We start from the raw sequence: 18,773 nt of genomic DNA on the forward strand, positions 1-18,773 counted from the left end.
CGGAAAGGCGAACTGATGACCGATCTCAATCTGGTTGGCGAGAGCTACGCACATTCGCTGGTCTCGGCCGGCAAGGTCGACAAAACGTCGGCATGGTCGTTCGATGCCGCTGACGGCAATGCGCTGCTCGGCAAGGGTGGCGACGATTGGGAGAACTACTCCAAGCACCACCTCGGCCTCGACCGTTCCGCAAACGACAAGACGAAGGCGCGGTTCAAGTATCCGTTCGCAAAGACCGACAAGCTCTATCGGTCGGGCCTGATCGCGGCGAAGCACCGCGCTGCCCAGCAGAACGATGCCGCGGTCGAGAAGGCCGCAGCCGCGCTGCTAGAGCTCATCGACAAGCCGAAGAGCGCCGGCGGCTATGATCGCAAGGCGATCAATTTCGAGTTCAAGTTCTCCGGCGGCGATACCGGTAGCTTCGAGGGTTACGGCTCGGTCTTCAACAACGAGGACGCCTATCGCGACGTGATGCTGCCCGGCGCCTTCACTAAAACGCTCGCCGACTACAAGTCGCGCGGCAAGATGCCGAAGATGCTGCTCAACCACGGCAGCATGGGCGGTGGCCTGTTTGGTTCATCCGATCCGATGGCGGATCTGCCGATCGGCAAGTGGACCGACATGTCCGAGGATAGCCACGGGCTGCACACCAAGGGCCAGTTGATCAACCTCGACACCGAGCGCGGCAAGACGATCCACGGCGCAATGAAGGAGGGCCAGCTCGACGGCCTGTCGATCGGCTACACCGCGACCGGATTCACCCGCGGTGCCAAGGACAACGAGCCGCGGCGCAAGATCCACGAGGTCAAGCTCTGGGAAGTCTCGCCGGTGACTTTTCCTGCGAACGACCAGGCGATGGTCTCCTCGGTGAAGTCGATAGCCGGCCAGATCACCACCGTCCGCCAGTTCGAGGATTTCCTTCGCGACGTCGGCGGCTTCTCACATTTCGCCGCCAAGTCGATCGCCCAGAAGGGTTTCCGGGCGATGGAATCCGAGAGCGACGCGCGGCTCGATGCGTTCATGGCGTCGTTGCGTGACGCCAAGCAGGCAACCGCCTGAACTGAGTTTTCGCCGCAGCCTCGGGACGAGGGCGGCAAATCGGACGACCGTCAGAACCTCGGGATGAGGATGGCGCTGCACCACCGGCCGGCTCGCTGGCCTTCACCTAAACCTCATCTCAGGAGTGGCATCACATGCCCGATATCGATGACGTGCTGGCCGACGCCCAGCGCGAGATCAAGGCCATCGGCGACAACGTCAAGGCCCTAAAAGAGACGACCGACAAGAGCCTCGCGGAAGTCCGCCGGATCGCCGAGGACGCGCCGAAGTCCGTTGCTGCCAGTGAGCAGTTCAAGAAGGACATGGAGGCGCTGACCGCTGGCGTGTTGGAGAAGTCCGACGCCATCGCCAAGCAGGTCAAGTCCATCACCGATGGCGCGCTCAAGGAAGCCGCCGGTCGCATGGACGAGATCGAGAAGAAGCTCAACCGCGGCAAGCTCGGCGGCAACTGGGGCGACGGCGAAGAGGGCACCAAGGCCGCCAAGGCGTTTGCCCGCGATGCCAAGGCGCGCCGCGGCGAGCTCAGGGCTGACTTCGATGCTGACAAGGTCGATCTCGACGAGGTCAAGTCCTACTGCGGCGCCTTCAACGTCTACCTCCGTAAGGACGACAAGGGCCTGCAGGGCGCCGAGACCAAGGCCATGTCGGTCGGCTCGGATCCGGACGGCGGCTACATGGTCACGCCGACGATCGGCCAGATCATCCGGGGCGTGAACTTCGAGACCTCGCCTGTGCGTCAGGTCGCGGATATCCAGACGATCTCGTCCGATGCTTACGAAGCACCGCGCGACGATGATGAGATGTCCGCGGGGTGGGTTGGCGAGCAGGAGGACCGCCCGGAGACCGGAACTGGAAAGGTCGGGATCCAGCGTATCCCGGTTCACGAGCTCTATGCCAACCCGAAGGTGACCCAGAAGCTGCTGGAGGACAATGCCTGGGACATCGAGAGCTGGCTCGGTAACAAGATCGGCGACAAGTTCGGTCGCACCGAGGCTAGCGCCTTCGTCGTCGGTAACGGCGTCAAGAAGCCGCGCGGCTTCACAACCTATCCCGCAGGGACGTTCGTAGCCAATGGTTCCGGTAAGATCGAGCAGATCGCGGCCGGCACCGGCGGCCAGGTGGGTTGGGACGATCTGATCCTTGTCCTCACGGCGCTGAAGGAGTTTTACCTCGCCGGAGCGATCTGGATGATGCAGCGGGCGACCGTTGGCAAGGTGATGCTGCTGAAGGACGGTGAAGGCCGTTACATTTGGCAGCAGAACCAGCAGGCCGGCAAGCCGTCGGTGCTGCTCGGCTACGAGGTCCGGCAGGCGGCGGATATGGCTGCGGTCGGCGCCTCGGCGCTCCCGATCGCCTTCGGCAACTTCAAGATGGGATACACCATCGTCGATCGTGTCGGCATCTCGACGTTGCGCGACCCGTTCTCCGCCAAGCCCTTCGTCCAGTTCTATACCCGCAAGCGGGTCGGCGGCGACGTCACCAACTTCGAGGCGATCAAGCTACTGGCCACCTGATCGCTTGATGCTCGCCGGGCCTGCGCCGGATGGCGCGGGCCCGCACTGGCCCCATCAACCCCACAATTTTCGAAGGAGAGTTCTCGTCATGCGCGAGCTTCACGACAATATCGACGTCAAGCGCGGCATTTCGCCCGCTTCGGCGACCACCGACAACACCGCCTACGTGTCGCAGATCCTGGACATGCAGGGCATCCAGTCTGCCGAGTTCCTGATCCTCTGCGGCTCTTTGGCCGACGCGGATGCCACCTTCACCGTGCTGGCCGAGGAGGGCGACCAGGCCAACCTCTCGGATAACACGGCGGTCGCCGATGCGGACCTGCTTGGCACCGAAGTGCTCGCGAGCTTCGACTTCTCCGCCGACAACAAGGTGTTCAAGCTCGGGTTCCGGCCGAGCGGCAAGCGCTACAAGCGCGTGACCATCACGCCGGCGAGCAACACCGGCAACGTGTTCCTGGCCGGCGTCTGGGTCACGCTGCCGCTGATGCGCCCGACGGCGAACCCGCCCGTTTAGCCGCCGATCGTTCACCGTGGCCGCCACGCTTGCGTGGCGGCTTGCCTAGCTTTCATCTCGAACAAGGAGGCCGCGATGTCGGCACAATCCAACACTCAGGACGTCAAGGCCGGCATCGAGCAGGGCGGGAAACGCATGTTCGTCAAGAACGGCGGCACGCTCGACATCGAGGCTGGCGGCATTTTTTCGCAGGCAGGCGTCCCGTTGAAGATCGCGCGCGGGCAGGCCACGACGGTCACCGCGGCGGATACGATCGACACCGGCCTTGCCGCGGTCGCAGCGGTCGTTGTCTCGCTCGAATCCGATCCCGGCGACGATCCGTTCATGGTGAGCGCCCAGATCGGCGACCAGGCGGGAGCACCTGTCGCGGGCTCGATCATCATCAAGACCTGGAAGAATACTGGTGGCACCGACCCGACGCCGGTGGCCGCGACTACCTTCGCCAAGAAGGTGAACTGGGTCGCGATTGGTTCCTGAGACCGAGCATGCATTCGATCGTCACCGTTGCTTCGCCCGTGGCGCGACCGATGTTCACCACGGTGGACGTCCTCCGGGCGGAGCTCGGCTCGCTGCTCACGGTCGACGATTCTGTGCTGGAGACGAAAGTCCAGGAAGCGAGTGGCGACATCGAGCTCGCCGTCGGATTCCGTGTGCCGCGGGAAGATGCCGTGGAGACGTTCTGGCAAAACGGTGTCGTTGCGTTCGATCGGTATACGTGCCGCGAGGGCGGTGAGCCGCTGTTTCTGCGGCGGAAGAACGTCACCGCGATCGGGAGCGTCACGCTCGACGGCGATACGCTCGATCCGTCCGAATACCGGCTCGACCCCGATGAAGGCGCGCTCTACCGGTTCGATGCTTCATCCGGCTATCCGCGCCCGTGGATGTTCTCGAAATCGATCGCCGTGGCTTATACCGCAGGTTACGTCCTGCCGCCGGATCCCGATGCCGATGTGCCGCCCGCGATCGTCTCCTGCACCAAGAAGCTCGTGAAGTCGTTCTGTCTCAATCTCTCGCGCGACCAGATGCTGCGCAGTGAGAGCGTGCCTGGCGTAATGGAGTTCAGCTACTGGGTCGGAACGGTGGGCGACCCGGAAAAGCTGCCATCCGAGATTCTAGCCGAGCTGGCGCTGGTGCGCCGGCCGCGCTTCGCTGTTGCATAGGTGAAGGAGTCTGCAAGTGAACATGCTCGATGACGTCGAATTCAGGATCGGCAAGCTGCAGCTGGCTGAGGGCGATATCCTAGTTGCGCGCCTCAAAGGCACCGTGAGCTCGGTGGTCGCGGCCGAAATGAAAGCCCAGCTCGAGCGCCGGCTCAATCTGCCCGGCCGCGTCCTGGTGATCGACGAGAACGTCAATCTGCAGACGCTGTCGAAGGCCGAGGCCAAGAAGCTGCAGCTGGCGTAATGCCTTGACGGACTTCCTGACATCGCAGCGCGTGGTGGTCGCGCGGCCCGCGTCACGGGTCGCGCTGTGGTGGGCCAGCAAGCGGCCCGACGACATCGCCGATTACGATGTGGACTGGACGTGGCACCTCTATTCGGCTGGTGAGCTCGCGAATGCTTACGCTCAGCAGCGGGCCGGCAAGGCCGTCGGCGTTGTGCCGGCGGACAAGATCGTCGCCTCGCTGTTTCTGCTGCCGGTCGGGACGCTCGAGGGGCCGGACCAGAATCCATCTACCTTTGTCGAGGTGCGGACCAAGGTTTGGCTCGCCGGCGGAGATGATGGCCTCATCTACACAGTCGTCAATCGCGTCACGACGGCGGCCGGCCGGACGATGGACCAGAACGTCCAGCTGAAGGTCAAGACGAAGTGAAATGGACGTCGCGGCAATGGTTGCCGTCGCGCATCAGCGGCTCAGGTTGCGGCGGTTGCTCGTTGCGATCGAGCGGGATCCGCGAATTCTTGAGGGGATCGATATGATCGATATCAAGCGGCCGATCGAGCTGGCTGGCATGCGCTCACGCCTGGCCCGGGCCAAAAAGCTGGAAACGGACATCGCCGCCACCGGGCGGCGCTACGATCGCGTTCTCGACAAGATCGACGAGCAGCACAAGGCGCTGCAGGGCCACGCCGGTGAGCTGGAAAGCAACGCGTCGCAACTCGACCAGCTGCTCGGCACCATGCTGGCCGGGGACAATGGCGGCCCAAACGATGGCGACACCGCCTCGAGCGGCTCCGAGGGCGGTCAGGTCATCAATGGGGTTAAGGCGTCGTGACCCCGGCTGCTGTGAGACAGTCGTACCGGCGTGCGCTCAGCGCGGCCGGCGGGACCGTCACGGTGCGCCGATACTATGGCTCGGGATCGCCGCGGCCGAGACACGAGAAGGATTGTCTCGGTAAGGAAGAGTTCTATCAGCCGAGTGAAATCGCAGGCCCCATCCTGCAGGGCGATTGGAAGATAATTTTGCTTGCTGAGGATCTCGAGACGGGACCGGTCGCGCTGCCGCTGCTGCCGACCGACAAGGTCGTGGTTCTCGGCAAGGAGCTGACGATCGCCGGCATCGACGACAAGAAGCGTCGCATCGCTGGCGTGCTCGGCGCCTACGAGCTGCAGGTGAGGGGCTAGTGAGCACGACCGAAGCCGAGGCCCGCGCAGCTGTGCGTGCTTTGCTACCGGACAGCGCCTTCGCGTTCCCGCTCTATTGGCAGGGCGACGAGGCCCCGACCTTACCCAATGATCCCGCGCCGTTCGCGTACATCATCTTCAACAACGAGGGGTCCGGCGGCCGGCCGACGGCGTTCGGCGGCGGCGTGGGGCGCAATCTCTATCGCAATCGCGCACTGGTCGAGGCCTATGTGTTTTCGCCGATTGGCTCGGAGGTTGGTGCAGAGGCTACATCGAACCGCGCCGAGCAGATCGCCGCGCGGCTCCGCAGCTATGGCGACAACGTCATCAGCGTTATGGCGGCGGACGTGATCTTCATCGGGCCGGGATCGTCGATTTCCGTGCCGGGCCTGAGGGCCGTCAACAACTACCAGTGCGCGGTCGCAGAGATCTCGCTGACCTTCGACCAGATCGGCTGAACCACCTTCCAATCCGGCACTCGCCGTAACCCGCAGCCGGTGATGCGCTGCAATTCCATGGAGACATCTCATGAGCATCGGTGAGGGCGTACAAGCCAGGCTTGCCTACAAGAAATACGCGTCCGGCGTGATCATCGAAAACGAGCTGGCGGATTCCGACGCGGATCTGGGTGCGACCGGCGCCCAGGTCCTTCGCCGCCTGCAGAGCACACTGGATCTGAAGTCGACCTTCAATCCGTCACAGGAAGTCCGCGAGGATCAGCAGGTCGTCGACAGCCGCAAGGGGTCCAACTGGGTCGAAGGCTCGATCTCGGGCGAATGGAGCCCGGAAACCTACGCGGACCTGTTTGAGGCCTCGTTCCGCGGCACGTGGGCAGCGTCCGTGACCGGCAGCGAGACTGATTTCACGAGCGTCACGCTCAATTCCGCCGGCACCATCACGTTCGCAGCCGGCGATCCCGTCGCGAAGGGATTTCGCGTCGGCTATCCGGTCCAGTTCGCCAACTTGGCGACCGCCGGCAACAACGGCGTCAATTTCACGATCCTGGCGTTCGGTGGCACCAGCAATCGCACGCTCACCGTGTTCCCGGCGCCGATCACCGAGACCGCCGACACGGCGTTCACGGTCACCCAGAAGGGTAAGAGCCTGATCCTGCCCTCGCGACAGGCCGACAACGTCAACCGCAAGTTCGGCTTCGAGCATTATCATCCGGACGTGAGCGGCGGCCTGTATAAGCTATTCACCGAGTGTCGCGTGGGCGGCTTCAAGCTCAACATGCCGGCGGAGGGCAATTGCACCATTGAACACATGGTGCGCGGCCGCTTCATGGAAACCGGCACGGGCGGTCCGTTCTTTACCGATCCGGATCCGGAGACCGATACCGGCATCTTCAACTCGGTGAATGGTCTATTGCGGGTACACGGCTCGGCGGCAGCGGTCGTCACCGGTATAACGCTGAACATGGATCGCAAGCTGACCGGTACCGCCTGCCAGGGGCAGAACTTCTTCCCGGCGATCCACGTCCAGAAGGCTGAGGTGGGCGGCCAGATCACCATGCAGCTCACCGGCGGCACGACGTTCGATGACTTCAAGAACGAGACCGAGATCGACCTGCTCAGCCAGCTCGTGACCGGAAGCGCGTCGAATGCGGACTCGAACATCATCTATTGCCCGCGGATCAAACTCGGCAGCGCGATCAATCCGTTGCAGGGCGAGGCGGCGCAGATCGTGACGGCCGATTTCACCGCGCTCAAATATGTCGGCAGCGGTGCCGGCATTCCCCAGACCACGATCCAGATCTGCGACACGACGCTCTGACGCAAACCATCCCCGCTGCCAAGGGGACACGGGCCGCGATCGGATGTCCCTCCGATCGGGCTATGCGCATAGGCGGGCCGCGATGGCAGTCGTGGCCCGTCACCCTTCTGCCAGAGGTGATTTGACATGACTTCAAAGTTCGCAGCGCTCTCCGGGACCGGAAAGCCTTATCGCTCCTATGCCACTCTCGGCGGTGATCCTGTCGTCGATAAGGACGGCAGGCGCGCCTATATCGATATGCTGTCGGAGGACTCGCCGACCGGTCGCAAGTTCGATAAGGAGTGGCGCGAGCATGTCCTCGCGCTCGCCGCCGACGGCAAGCCGGCGCCGACGCCGTTCGAACACAACATCGCCAAGGCCGCCGTGCTCACGACGTCGTGGTATCTGGTCAATCCAGAGACCGGTGAGCCTATGAATGAGCCCTGCACGCTCGAGAACGCGCAGGAGCTCTATGCGCTTCCCGACACCCGGTGGCTCTGGGGTCCGGCGTGGGCAGCGGCGAACAACAGCGCAAATTTTATCAAACGCTCTGCGAAAGGCTCTATCGCTACGCAGAGTGGGACGCAAAGCGAGGCGTCGTCTTAAGCGATGGCGCAAGCGTCGCCGCCCACAAGGCCTCTGCTGATCGGCAATTCGCCATGTTCGGCATTCGGCCAAAGGGCGGCGTCACCAGCGAACCGGCGCCTCGGTTTCCGAGGCTGCTGAGACACGTTTGGGATGCCTTTTGCGAGATCGCCGGCGGAATCCAGGGCAATGGCTGGTCGCACCCCGTTATTACTTGGCAAAGCCTTGAGGCCTGGTCGGCAGCAACCGGCCAGCGCCTTGAGCCTCATGAGGCGCGGGTTGTCATCCGGCTCGGCCAGCGCCGAGCGGCCATCCTCAACGCGGCGCAAGCAAAGAAGAATGCCGGTAAGAACTAGGTTGACGCCGCTCGCGAAGACGATCCAGCTTGTCGTCGATCGCAACCTGTCGCCGAAGGCCCGCAGCGCCCGCGTTGCGGCCTTTGCGCAGGATCAGATTGACGCGGCGGACGCGCAGAACAGGGCTGCGCTCGGCACTGTACCGCCGAAGACGGTCACGGTCGACGGACGGCAGGGCGCGCTGCTCACTAGCGTGAATCCGGACCGCGGCATCATCATCGCGGAATGGAGCCTGGTCGGCGACGTCCTGCAGTGGATCTTCGCAACGCTCCGGGCTCGCTCGCCGATCGTTAGCGGCGACTATCTCCGTGGCCACATGCTGTTCGCCGACGGCGTCGAGTGCGACCCGACCAATCCGCCGCCGGCGCAGGAATACATCTTTCTCAATGTTGTGCCGTACGCACGCAAGATCGAGATCGGAGTGACGGAGAAAGGTGAGCCTTTCGTCATTCAGGTCGAGAACCGGATTTACCAGCGCACGGCTGATGACGCGCGCTCGCGCTTCGGCAATGTCGTGAAGATACGCTCAACCTATTCGTCGCTTAGCAGCGTCGGCGCCACGCCGATCGGCAAATGGGCGAGCACCGCCAGCGCGCGGGCGCTCGCCGCGCGCCACAAGCGTCGCACAAATTCGACCGAGTGGCTGACCCGCGTTCCCGCCATCGTGGTGACCCTCCAATGACCGATACCGTCGACAAGGTCATAATCCAGTCCTCGAGCGAGGGCACGGATCAGGTGACTGCCGAGCTGCAGGGCCTGGCGAAAGCCTATGACGGCGTCACCGTTGCGTCCCAGAGCACCGAGCGGTCGACGACGTCGGTCGAGAGCAAGTTCGCTGCGCTGGAGCGGCGGTCCGGCACGACCGCCGGCCAGCTTGCGCAGTTCGAGAAGATCCAGCGCGACGTCAACCTCGCAGTTTCGCAGAATCCGGCGCTGCTGGAGCGCGGCAATGCCGTCCTGGCAGCGGCCGAGCAGCGCTACGGCGCCGTTAGCCAGGCGCTGCAGAAGCAGCGCAACGAGATGGAGCGTCTGGCTGCGGTTCAAAAGACGATCAATTCAACGACGGGTGTTGTCGGATTGAGCGACAGCGCAGCACGGGCGGCGGATATCGCGGCTTATGGCGCAGCGCTTGATGGGCTGAGAGCGAAGTATGACCCGCTGTTTGCTGCTGGGCAGAAGTATGCGTCGGTCCTGGCTGAGATCGCGGATGCCGAGCGCGTCGGCGCAATTTCGGCGCAGACGGCGACGAAAGCTAGGCTGGATCAGACAGCTTCCTATAATACCCAAATCGCCAACCTGGAGCGCGTCGCCCAGCTCCAGAAACAGGCGGCGCAAGCCGCTGTCAACAGCCAGACAATTGTTCCGGACCGCGGAGCAGACATAGCCGCGTACGGCAAGCAGCTCGACGATCTCCGCGCCAAGTACAACCCGCTGTTTGCGGCTGGGCAGCAGTACAAGGCAACGCTAGCGGAGATCAGCCAGGCGGCGAAGGTCGGCGCGCTGACCGAGGTCGAGGCGGCAGCCGCCATCACGAGAACCAAGTCGGCGTTCGTCGAAAAGGTGGCGTCGCTCAAGCAAGACACCTCGGCGATGGAGGAGAACGCGCACGCCGCCGCGGCGGTGAGCCAGCAGGGCCAGTCGCTGTTCCACGCAGTTCGCGGCGGCATTGAGCAGGTTGCGGCAGGTGCTCCGCTCTTGCAGGCGGTGACCCAACAGATGAACCACCTGGCCTATGCCTCAACCGGTAAGGACGGGTTGGCGGGTGCCTTCGGTGAGGCCGCGACCCTTGCCCAGCGCGTGGTCACGTCCGTCGTCAGCATGATTAACCCGTTGACCTTGACTATTGCCGGCGTCGCCACTCTGACCGCAGGTTTCGTCGCGATGTCGGTCGCCGCCGAAAGGGCGCAGAAGGCCGCGTCGCTGTCGCTGATCGGGGCGGGCGCGCGCAGCGGCACAACCATCGCCGACCAGAACAACTTCGTCGCGCAGAATTCCAGCGACCTTGTCACCCAAAAGGAAATGCGCGCGCTCGCAGAGGCCGCGACGGCGACCGGCGAGATCACCATCAGCCAGCTGCATAACATGGGCGACGCCATGGCTGGGTTCGCTACGAAGACCGGCGTGAGCATGGATGATGCTCGCAAGGCGACGCTCGGGTTCATGCTCGACCCACGCAAGGCGCTTCTTGAGCTGGGCACGACCTTCGGTGACTTCGACAACGCAACCGTGAAGGCGGTCGATTCCCTGGTGCAGGCCGGCGATAAGACCAAAGCGTTCCAAACCATCATCGATGCGCTCGACCCGAAGCTCAAGGAATCCATCGATACGATGGGCGCGTGGGAGCGCACATGGAGCCGCATCAAAGCCGGGGCCGCCAACGCGGTGTCCACGAAGCCGGTCGGGGTCGAGGATCAGATCGATGCGGTCAAGAAATCGCTGAATGCAGCGATCACGTCTGCGGCAAACGGCAATGCCGACGCAGCCCCCTACGTCGCAGCGCTGAGCCGCGAGTGGGAGCGCTTGCAGGCGCAGCTCGATAAGAAGTCCGCGGAAGGTGCCGCGGAGCGAATCAATCACCTCTCCGCCGAGGTGCTTGCGATCGACAAGGGGACCATCCCCGCGATCGAACAGATCCAGAAGCTCCAAACCGAGATCAACAAGCTGGAGGAGGCGAAAGCGGCCGGGGCGGTCAGCGCGCAAGGCCGAAGCGTTGATGACGACGTGCTGACTGCCAAACGGAACCTGCTCGCGCTCACGCAGCAGCAGCAGGAGGCAGAGGCGCGTAACCAGCAGATCGTCGCCGCCGTCTCCAAGGAGTGGGCCGGTGTCGGTCAGCAGACCGCGATGTCGCTGCAAGCGCAGCAGAACATGCTTCCGGTCGCGAGTGCCGTCGGCGGCGCGGCCAGGATCGCGGCGCAGGAAGCGGCCGATTACGCCAACGCGATGCTGAATAGCAAGTCAGCGACTGAAGCGTCTGAAATCGCCTTGATGAACATGCGGCAGGCTTTGGCGCAGGTGAACGCTGCCGCCAAGGAAACGCTGTGGAACCTGCAGAATCAGGCGCCGGTCGCCGCTGCCGTTACCGAGCAGCAGAAGATGCAAGCGCAGGCGCAGGCGACGGCCAATCAGCTCAAGCACGACGGGGTCGACGCGACGATCGCCGAGCAGGTCGCCGCCCAGCAGCTCGCTAACTCGCAGGCGCAAGCGACTGCCTCCGTAAAACAGCAGGTCGAGGCGCTCAAAGATTCGACCGCCATGATCAAGGCGCAGCAGAACGGCACGGAGGCGGAGACCGCGGCCGCCATCGCCTATAAGAACGCCATTCAAGCTGGCGCAGACGCGACTGCTGCCGCATCGCTCAAAGCCGCAACGCTTGCTAACTACATGGAAAAGGCTGCGGCGAGCGGAGAGTTGCTGAAACAAGCCATCAGCCAATATGCGAGCACCGGTGGTCTTATTAGCAACGGCGGTACGCAAGGGCTGCAAGCGATGAACGCGGTTGATAACTCCGGCGGTTCATCGAATGGCTTCTCCAATCCGGGGTACCTGTCGACGATCAATTTCACGCCCAACGTTATGCCCAAGGGGCCGCTGACGTTCTCTGGTTTTGTTACAAGATTTGGCGGGCCGGACATTGGCAATGGAGGCCACATCGACCAAGGCGCTAACCCGGCGTATTATCAAATGCTGGCTGACGCGCAGGCCAAGAGCATTGATTTCAATGCCGCATACGCCACCGGGGGTATTCAGGGCGCGCTGGATGCGATCAAAAACGCGCCGAATACAACCGGAGCGGATCCCAACTATGTGAGCAACAGCCTCGCCGACCAGGCTCAAATGAAGTTTTATCTCGGTCCGCAGACCTCGCAGGTCTCAACCAAGATATCTGCATATGATCAGCTTATCCAACTGATGAATGCGCAGACCTCAGACAAGTCAGCGCAGGCCGCTAATCTTCAAAATGAACTCGGCTTCCTTAACACACTGCCAGGCAGCGTCGAGCGCGATCAGAAAATCGCCGATGTTCAGCAGGCGATCCAACAGCTCACGACAGCAATAGACAACAACACGCAAGCTACCAACGCGAACTCTGAATTGCTGTCGCCCTACTATACGCAGGATCCGCGAACCTCTCACATCGGTTTCCGTTCTCAGGGCATGGCGAGCACGGGATATATCGACATTCCCGGCGTTCCCAGCGCAAACGACAACATGACCCTGACGCTTCCCGTAGCATCCGGCGAGCGCGTCAACGTCACGAACGGCCCCAACAGGGGCGGCGGTTCTCCGCAAATCAGCTTTGGGAACATCATCATACAAATTCAGGGCAACGCATCCAGCGATGATGCGAATGCGATCGGCCGAACGGTGTATCAGCAAATGCAGCGACAGGCGCGGCAGTTGGCGGGGGCTCGATGACCATCCCAGCCTATCGCCTCCCGCCAAATATCGAGGCGGGTTCTCAGTTCAGTCCGCAATTCAGCAATGTCGTGCAGGAAGCGATCTCCGGCGTCGAGCAACGGTTCGGGCGCTGGACGAAATGTCGCGGCAAGGGCAACGTTGCCTATGGCCTGCTCGATTCAGCGGATCACGACAATGATTTCCGCGCGATCATGGCGATATACCTCGCGCATTATCAAGAACTGTACCCGTTTCGGTTCAGGGACTGGAGTGATTACAAGGCGACGAATGAGCAGTTTGGAACTGGCGACGGGTCCACTACTGCGTTTCAGCTCAAAAAAACGTATGACCCGAGCCTGCTTCTTTTGGGCATCGCCGGGCCAAGGCAATACATCCGTGAAATCAAACTTGTCTCTCCCGATGTAGCGCCGACCATCAAAGTCGATGGCGTAATCAAGACGGTGACGGTCGATTACACGATCAACAGCTCCGGTCTCGTCACGTTTGTATCCGCACCAGCATCCGGCAAGGCGATCACCTGGACGGGTGAATTTGATGTGCCGGTCAGGTTCGATGGACCGGTGCAGTTGGCAGTGAAGGAAGCCGGCATCGCCACGATTTCGTCTCTCCCGATCAGGGAAGTCATTGGCGAGTCATGAAGGACCTCTCGCCGCTCTCAATTAGCAGTTCTGTTGTTGGCTTCCCGGCTCGGCTGTGCGTCATCACGCGCATGGACGGATCGATTACCAGGATCGCTGAGTCGAACGAGGCCATTCCTGTTGAGGGCGACACTTACAGCGTCATTCCAGGTCTGCAAATCAGCGGCGTCAAGCACACGGCGAACGGCGAAAATCCGTCTTGTCAAATCAACGGAGTTCATGGTTCCGGGTTCACCTTTGACAGTACCGACATTGACCTTGGGCTGTTCGATGGGGCGAAGGTTGAACTCTATTCGGTTGATCGGCTCAACCTGACCCGCAAGGGTCTTCTGTTTACCGGAACGATCTCGAACACATCGACAGATCCGATTACGCATCAGTTCTCGTTTTCTGTGATGGGCTATTCGGTCAAAGCCCGGATCATCATGACGCAGAAGCGGTCGCCGATGTGTCGGACGGATGTGTTCTCGATGTTGTGCGGCTTGAACAAAGCTTTGTACGCAGTTTCGGCCACAGTGGTCACGGTCGGCGACGCCACCGGAGGCTTGTTTGGCTTTACCGTGAGCGGTCTCACGCAAGACGATGGCTACTTCAATCAAGGCGTGGGCGTGACGGATGGCGGTGTCGCGTTCGAAATTGCGAGTTGGGTCAAATCGACCCAAACCATCAAGACGTATCTACCGCGCCAACGTCTGCTGACCGTTGGCATGGGTCTGACGCTTTATCCTGGCTGCAATAAGGTTTTGGAGTCACCGAATGGCTGCGCCAAATTTTCCAACCAATTGAACTTTGTCGGGGAGCCCCATTTCCTCGGCACTGCCGCTGCGGCTCAACAGGTCTAGTCAATGACAACGGCAGATTGGGCACCAGCAGGCTCGTTTACGACGATCGCGAGCATCCCCGGTTCCTATACGACCGGAACGACATCTGACGGCGCCACCATTGTAACGAGTGGCCCCTATACCGGATACACCCAGACAGCGCATATTCAGACTCAATATGGATATACGCTCGGATGGGAATCGCCTGTCATGCAGATGGCGGCCCCGACGGGGATTGCCGTCTCTGCTTCGACCGGCGTTGCCCCAACCGATACGCAATATGCTTTATACGGCCACATAATCCCGCTGCTAGTCCTGGGCCGGGGGCGCGTGGGCGGGGACATCATTTCTGGACCTTGGGTATCTAGCGGCGCGGCATCCGGCATCAACTCGTTCGGCGTGCAAGCGGATCCAACCCGCATTCTGACGCTGATTGAAATCGCGTTCGATTCCGAAGTTGTGTGGGTCGGAAGCTGCGTCGGAAATGCGGCCGGTCCTGTTACTCCAAGCTCCAGCGGGTTCAAAGTCGAACCGTTTACCTGCCGATTCTATACGGGATCATTGACACAATCGGCTGACTCACTGGAGACAACGAACTTCGGCGCGAACGCGGTTGCTTATCGTGGGCAGGTCCTGCTCGCAATTGAAAACCTTCCGCTCTCGAAAACCAAGTTCAACCGCTATCCATACATCTCTTGCAGGTTCGTAGATCAGGACGGGCAGGCGGTAAATTTTGGCGAGGCGTTCGAGCGGCTCGCATATTCGCCTTATGTTGGCCTGACAACAGACCAATTTGAAACCATTGGAATAACGGATGGTGTTGCCGATGGTGGGTTCATCATCACGCAAGACACGGAGTTTCTTCAGCTCGTCCAGCAGTTCAAGCGGTTCTATCCCAATTGGGACATTCTACAGACCGACAAGCTTCGTATTGTTGACCGTGGCTCGACGACATCAGCCGACATCAACCTAGACATCGACAGGCTCTCAGGAACGATCACGACGAACAGGCAAGGGCCTGACACCGTTAAGAAGGATCTTGAGCTATCCACGATTGATCTTGACGCCGACTACACGATCGTGCCGTCTACCGCTCAGCGCCCCCGCGATCCTGTTGCAGTCACAACGTCTGTTGGCAAAGACGCGGCATATTTGCCGGTCATCATGGATGCCGCCACTCGGCTGTCTATTGTTACATTTGCGAAGTACCACGAAGAGGTCGCGCGAAAGACGATAACCGGCACGGCGATGGCGGTTGCCATGGAGATTGAACCTGGCACTCTCGTTGCTATCCGTGATCTTGGTGACGACTTCAATAACGAAACCTTCAAGATCATGGAGACGACGCACGGCCCGAACTACATGGTCGAGTTCGTGGCTGCGGCCATTATGGGATGCACCATCCCGAACGCCGATCCGTATCTTTCCTATGTCGTCTTGTTGATGGGGTACACCAGCTACAACGACGAAAGCCCGCATCATTGGGGCGCGGCCGATCAATTGGGAAGTGGCGCTCTTCTAAGTTCGTCGCAGGCCAAGTTCGGTTCTAAGTCTCTGTCGTTGGATGGCGCGTCCGGTATTCGGTTCACATCAGCCACAGCAACCCTCTCTTGGCTGACATTCGGGGCATTCCCGTTCACGGTGGAAGCGTTCATATACCCGAACAGCGTAAGCGGCGTAGAGTTTATCGCTGGGCGATGGGATGGCTCGTTCGGCCTCCCGACTCTTTCTTGGGTTTTGTATCTCAGTAGCGGCGCTGTCTCACTGAACATCAGCACGGCCGGAACTGACAACATTGCCATTGTGGCAGGAGGAGTTGCGTCCCTTCATTCGTGGCAGCACATCGCCGCAGACTATGACGGGACAAAGTACCGAGTTTATCTCGACGGCGTCTGTGTCGGCTCTACGACCGCAACACACACAATCTACAACCCTGGCCTATCGACGCCGACGCTGAGCATCGGCGCGAATAACGATGGCTCAGGCTTTCGGTTCAGCGGATTTATTGACGAGCTGCGCATCACGAATGGCGTGGCTCGATACGCGACAGATTCGTCTTTCGTCGTGCCAAACGCGCGCTTCCCGAGGTTCTAAATGCCAATCCTGGATAACTGCGTCGGCAGCACTTACGAGCCCGGCAACATCGGGGCGAGTAGCGGGACGACTCCGGTTGTTGTCACGCCAGGCTCGCTTTTGGACCCAGGAACGTATGACCCAAATACGGTGACGTATTCGCTCGACTTCTCGAAATTCTACGACTTCTTTTATGATGGGATCATGTTCTAATGGCCGCAACAACCAAGACCATCAAGGACGGAACTGCTGCTAGCTTCACGGGACGGTTCTGGGATGATGGTAGCGCCATCTCTCCAATGCCCGTCCTTGGAGACGGCGCTGGCGGGCAGCTCAAGAGCCTTTCTAACAGGGCGTTCTCTGTTGCTTTCACCACGTTGACGCGACCGGCGAACGTGACGGCGTATTCAGCGGGAGATTCCATCTCCGACAACGCAACCGCGGGCTCTGTCACGGCATTGTCGGCCACGATCTCGGACACCAACGACGATCCGATCTTCATCAGCGATATTCTGATCAAGTCAACCGACACGGGCTTGGCCGGTAAGAAACTCCGGGCGTACCTGTTCAACGCAGACCCGACCGCATCGAGCGGTGTCGGTGGCGGCGATAACGCCGCTTATAGCCAGAAGATCAACGGCTATGTCGGCGCGTTCATGGGCTACATGGAAACCGGCTTCTCTGACGGGACAGTTGGACGATTGGTTCCGTCCTTCAACGAGACCAACTACTCGCAGGCTGGCGGGTTCGTGGTCTGTGTGCCGACACCAGGAGCCAAGACGCTCTATATCCAATATCAGGCGGTTGAGGCGTTCACACCGTCCGCGAACTCAACCACCATCATCGGCAGAGCAAGGGGCTGGCAAGCCCGTGCTGTTTAGTCCTCAGATCATCGCGCGATCACCCCTGAGACCGTCGGGCGGCGGCGGTGGTGGCGGCGGGGCGCCGATCCCCGGACTAGTCGGCTGGTGGGATGCGAGCGTCACCGCCAGCATGTCGCTGTCGGGATCGAATATCAGCACGATTGCAGATCAGAGCGGCAATGGGCAAACGCTCTCATCGTCAGGGTTCACGCCACCTACCTACAACGCAACAGGGTTCAACTCGCGCCCGGCGATGATGTTTTCGTCGTCAGGTACTTATCTGGCTAGAAGCGTCTTCCCAATGGGCACCGGCAACACTTTGACGGTGTTCTTCGTCGGCTTCTTTACCAGCAGCACGACGACCTATGGGCGCATATGCTCCTATTACGTGGACGCGGTGCACGGTGGCGGCTCCAACGACGCCGACAATAACAAGTCGTGGCTACTGTCGCGCGAAAACACCGGCACAAATGCTGTGCTCTACCGCAACGGTAGTATCGCGCACGCCAGCGTCGGCTATAGTACGAACGTCCGCATCATCGCGACGGTGGACAGCAGCGGCGTGATGACGATCTACATCAATGGCGTCGCTACCACAGGCAACACATTGAACGCGGCCTTTGGTGCGTCGGGACAATTAGCCCTCGGTGGTCTGACCGGGGCGACATCATCGCCATTCGACGGCGCGATTGCAGAGATTGGTGTCTCGACCTCATTCACCAATTCGACGGACGTGGCGACGCTCGACACGTCGCTAAAGACCAAGTGGGGCCTGTGAGGCTTCAGGGCGCTATGCAGGTCAGATCATTGCCATTGTATGTCGGTATCTGACCTGAGGGACACTGTGACCATATGCTGGCTCGGAGCGGGAGCTTCAGAGTGATCGCGCCGCCGGCTAGCAATAGGGAAAATAAAATCAATAGTTCCCACAGCCTTACGCGATTGTTCTTCTTGGTCACGCCAAGCTCACTTTGTTTGCGGTACAGGCCTACATCCGACCTCGTTGCAGAGGCGAGAACTGTACTCAGCTTCGGCGGATTTCTTGGCGTCAGCGCCACCCTCCGGTGCTTGGATGATGACGACGCCCGCATTCGGCACCTGCTTCTGCTTGTCCGCGGGGACCGGCGTATAGACTTTTATCTCGTGAAGCTCGCCGTAAACGACGATGGTGCCGGAACGTTTTTCCCCATCGTTGGCTTCGAGGTCGAACCGGGACTCGCCTGGCGCCATAGCGCGAAATTCAACCACGTGATCGCTTTCTGGCTGCGCGGAGACGATCTCGGTGTCGGCAATGCGCACAGAACGAATGGACCTCTTGAAATAGATCCGCGCCGTCTCGCCAAATGGGATCGTGATCCGGTGATGCTCCGGCTCCGGCACAATGGGTTGCGACAGCGGCGTCACGTCTTTCTCGGTGGTTGGACGTGAGCCTTGTTGCTGAGCAAAGGCTGGGCTGGATAGCAGCAAAAACAACAACGCCAATCGCTTCATGAAACGGTCCCCCTTGAAAATAGCGGGAGGCTATCACCGCGAGGGCGCAGAATTTCCTCGTTCTACCGGAGGTTAATGCGGTTTTCCGTCCGAATCTCGATCATCTCCAGTTTTTA

The 18,773-nt window shown here is 60.9% G+C and carries 21 protein-coding genes; 20 read left to right on the forward strand and 1 reads right to left on the reverse strand.

Annotation, left to right across the window (positions count from 1 at the left end):
* Positions 1-15: 15 nt before the first annotated feature.
* The 20 genes from ACRQ5Q_RS16920 (at position 16) to ACRQ5Q_RS17015 (ending at position 17,944) form a co-directional block, all read left to right on the forward strand.
* Positions 16-1,059 carry an HK97 family phage prohead protease gene (locus tag ACRQ5Q_RS16920; RefSeq protein WP_439399061.1) on the forward strand — a complete coding sequence of 348 codons (1,044 nt, stop codon included), beginning with the start codon at positions 16-18 and terminating at the stop codon, positions 1,057-1,059.
* Positions 1,060-1,193: 134 nt separating this feature from the next.
* The gene (locus tag ACRQ5Q_RS16925; RefSeq protein ID WP_439399063.1) at positions 1,194-2,573 is read left to right on the forward strand and encodes a phage major capsid protein; all 1,380 of its coding nucleotides are present in this window, start codon (positions 1,194-1,196) and stop codon (positions 2,571-2,573) included.
* A gap of 88 nt (positions 2,574-2,661) precedes the next feature.
* Positions 2,662-3,087, forward strand: a complete 426-nt coding sequence (locus ACRQ5Q_RS16930; RefSeq protein ID WP_439399065.1) for a hypothetical protein — start codon at positions 2,662-2,664, stop codon at positions 3,085-3,087.
* Positions 3,088-3,162: 75 nt separating this feature from the next.
* Positions 3,163-3,564: a hypothetical protein gene (locus ACRQ5Q_RS16935; RefSeq protein WP_439399067.1), complete on the forward strand. Its 402-nt coding sequence runs from the start codon at positions 3,163-3,165 to the stop codon at positions 3,562-3,564.
* 8 nt (positions 3,565-3,572) lie between these two features.
* On the forward strand, positions 3,573-4,247 hold the full coding sequence (locus tag ACRQ5Q_RS16940; protein ID WP_439399069.1) for a hypothetical protein: 675 nt from the start codon (positions 3,573-3,575) through the stop codon (positions 4,245-4,247).
* A 16-nt stretch (positions 4,248-4,263) separates the two neighbouring features.
* Positions 4,264-4,491, forward strand: coding sequence for a hypothetical protein (locus ACRQ5Q_RS16945; protein ID WP_439399071.1), 228 nt, complete (start codon positions 4,264-4,266; stop codon positions 4,489-4,491).
* 4 nt (positions 4,492-4,495) lie between these two features.
* Positions 4,496-4,900, forward strand: coding sequence for a phage fiber-tail adaptor protein (locus ACRQ5Q_RS16950; protein ID WP_439399073.1), 405 nt, complete (start codon positions 4,496-4,498; stop codon positions 4,898-4,900).
* 1 nt (position 4,901) lies between these two features.
* The gene (locus tag ACRQ5Q_RS16955; RefSeq protein ID WP_439399075.1) at positions 4,902-5,303 is read left to right on the forward strand and encodes a hypothetical protein; all 402 of its coding nucleotides are present in this window, start codon (positions 4,902-4,904) and stop codon (positions 5,301-5,303) included.
* On the forward strand, positions 5,300-5,653 hold the full coding sequence (locus tag ACRQ5Q_RS16960) for a hypothetical protein (RefSeq protein WP_439399077.1): 354 nt from the start codon (positions 5,300-5,302) through the stop codon (positions 5,651-5,653). The genes ACRQ5Q_RS16955 and ACRQ5Q_RS16960 overlap by 4 nt, the downstream gene beginning before the upstream one ends.
* Complete coding sequence (locus ACRQ5Q_RS16965) at positions 5,653-6,111, forward strand: hypothetical protein (protein WP_439399079.1); 459 nt, start codon at positions 5,653-5,655, stop codon at positions 6,109-6,111. Before ACRQ5Q_RS16960 ends, ACRQ5Q_RS16965 begins: the two co-directional genes overlap by 1 nt.
* 70 nt (positions 6,112-6,181) lie before the next feature.
* On the forward strand, positions 6,182-7,429 hold the full coding sequence (locus ACRQ5Q_RS16970; RefSeq protein ID WP_439399081.1) for a phage tail tube protein: 1,248 nt from the start codon (positions 6,182-6,184) through the stop codon (positions 7,427-7,429).
* Positions 7,430-7,555: 126 nt separating this feature from the next.
* Positions 7,556-8,014: a hypothetical protein gene (locus tag ACRQ5Q_RS16975; protein WP_439399083.1), complete on the forward strand. Its 459-nt coding sequence runs from the start codon at positions 7,556-7,558 to the stop codon at positions 8,012-8,014.
* A 53-nt stretch (positions 8,015-8,067) separates the two neighbouring features.
* Positions 8,068-8,349, forward strand: a complete 282-nt coding sequence (locus tag ACRQ5Q_RS16980; RefSeq protein WP_439399085.1) for a phage tail assembly chaperone — start codon at positions 8,068-8,070, stop codon at positions 8,347-8,349.
* Positions 8,333-9,031 (forward strand): hypothetical protein, encoded by a 699-nt coding sequence (locus ACRQ5Q_RS16985; RefSeq protein ID WP_439399086.1) that lies wholly within the window; start codon positions 8,333-8,335, stop codon positions 9,029-9,031. The genes ACRQ5Q_RS16980 and ACRQ5Q_RS16985 overlap by 17 nt, the downstream gene beginning before the upstream one ends.
* Positions 9,028-12,768, forward strand: coding sequence for a phage tail length tape measure family protein (locus ACRQ5Q_RS16990; RefSeq protein ID WP_439399088.1), 3,741 nt, complete (start codon positions 9,028-9,030; stop codon positions 12,766-12,768). The genes ACRQ5Q_RS16985 and ACRQ5Q_RS16990 overlap by 4 nt, the downstream gene beginning before the upstream one ends.
* Positions 12,765-13,409, forward strand: coding sequence for a DUF2460 domain-containing protein (locus tag ACRQ5Q_RS16995; RefSeq protein ID WP_439399090.1), 645 nt, complete (start codon positions 12,765-12,767; stop codon positions 13,407-13,409). The genes ACRQ5Q_RS16990 and ACRQ5Q_RS16995 overlap by 4 nt, the downstream gene beginning before the upstream one ends.
* A complete protein-coding gene (locus ACRQ5Q_RS17000) occupies positions 13,406-14,251 on the forward strand; it encodes a baseplate hub domain-containing protein (RefSeq protein ID WP_439399092.1) in 846 nt (281 codons plus the stop codon). Before ACRQ5Q_RS16995 ends, ACRQ5Q_RS17000 begins: the two co-directional genes overlap by 4 nt.
* 3 nt (positions 14,252-14,254) lie before the next feature.
* Positions 14,255-16,324 (forward strand): LamG domain-containing protein, encoded by a 2,070-nt coding sequence (locus tag ACRQ5Q_RS17005; protein WP_439399094.1) that lies wholly within the window; start codon positions 14,255-14,257, stop codon positions 16,322-16,324.
* 191 nt (positions 16,325-16,515) lie between these two features.
* Positions 16,516-17,184 (forward strand): hypothetical protein, encoded by a 669-nt coding sequence (locus ACRQ5Q_RS17010; RefSeq protein WP_439399096.1) that lies wholly within the window; start codon positions 16,516-16,518, stop codon positions 17,182-17,184.
* Positions 17,174-17,944, forward strand: coding sequence for a hypothetical protein (locus ACRQ5Q_RS17015; protein ID WP_439399098.1), 771 nt, complete (start codon positions 17,174-17,176; stop codon positions 17,942-17,944). Before ACRQ5Q_RS17010 ends, ACRQ5Q_RS17015 begins: the two co-directional genes overlap by 11 nt.
* A 188-nt stretch (positions 17,945-18,132) precedes the next feature.
* Here ACRQ5Q_RS17015 and ACRQ5Q_RS17020 read toward each other — a convergent pair whose 3' ends face one another.
* Positions 18,133-18,657 carry a hypothetical protein gene (locus tag ACRQ5Q_RS17020; protein ID WP_439399099.1) on the reverse strand — a complete coding sequence of 175 codons (525 nt, stop codon included), beginning with the start codon at positions 18,655-18,657 and terminating at the stop codon, positions 18,133-18,135.
* Positions 18,658-18,773: the final 116 nt, after the last annotated feature.

This window comes from Bradyrhizobium sp. PMVTL-01, from assembly GCF_051861855.1.
Classification (GTDB): Bacteria; Pseudomonadota; Alphaproteobacteria; order Rhizobiales; family Xanthobacteraceae; genus Bradyrhizobium.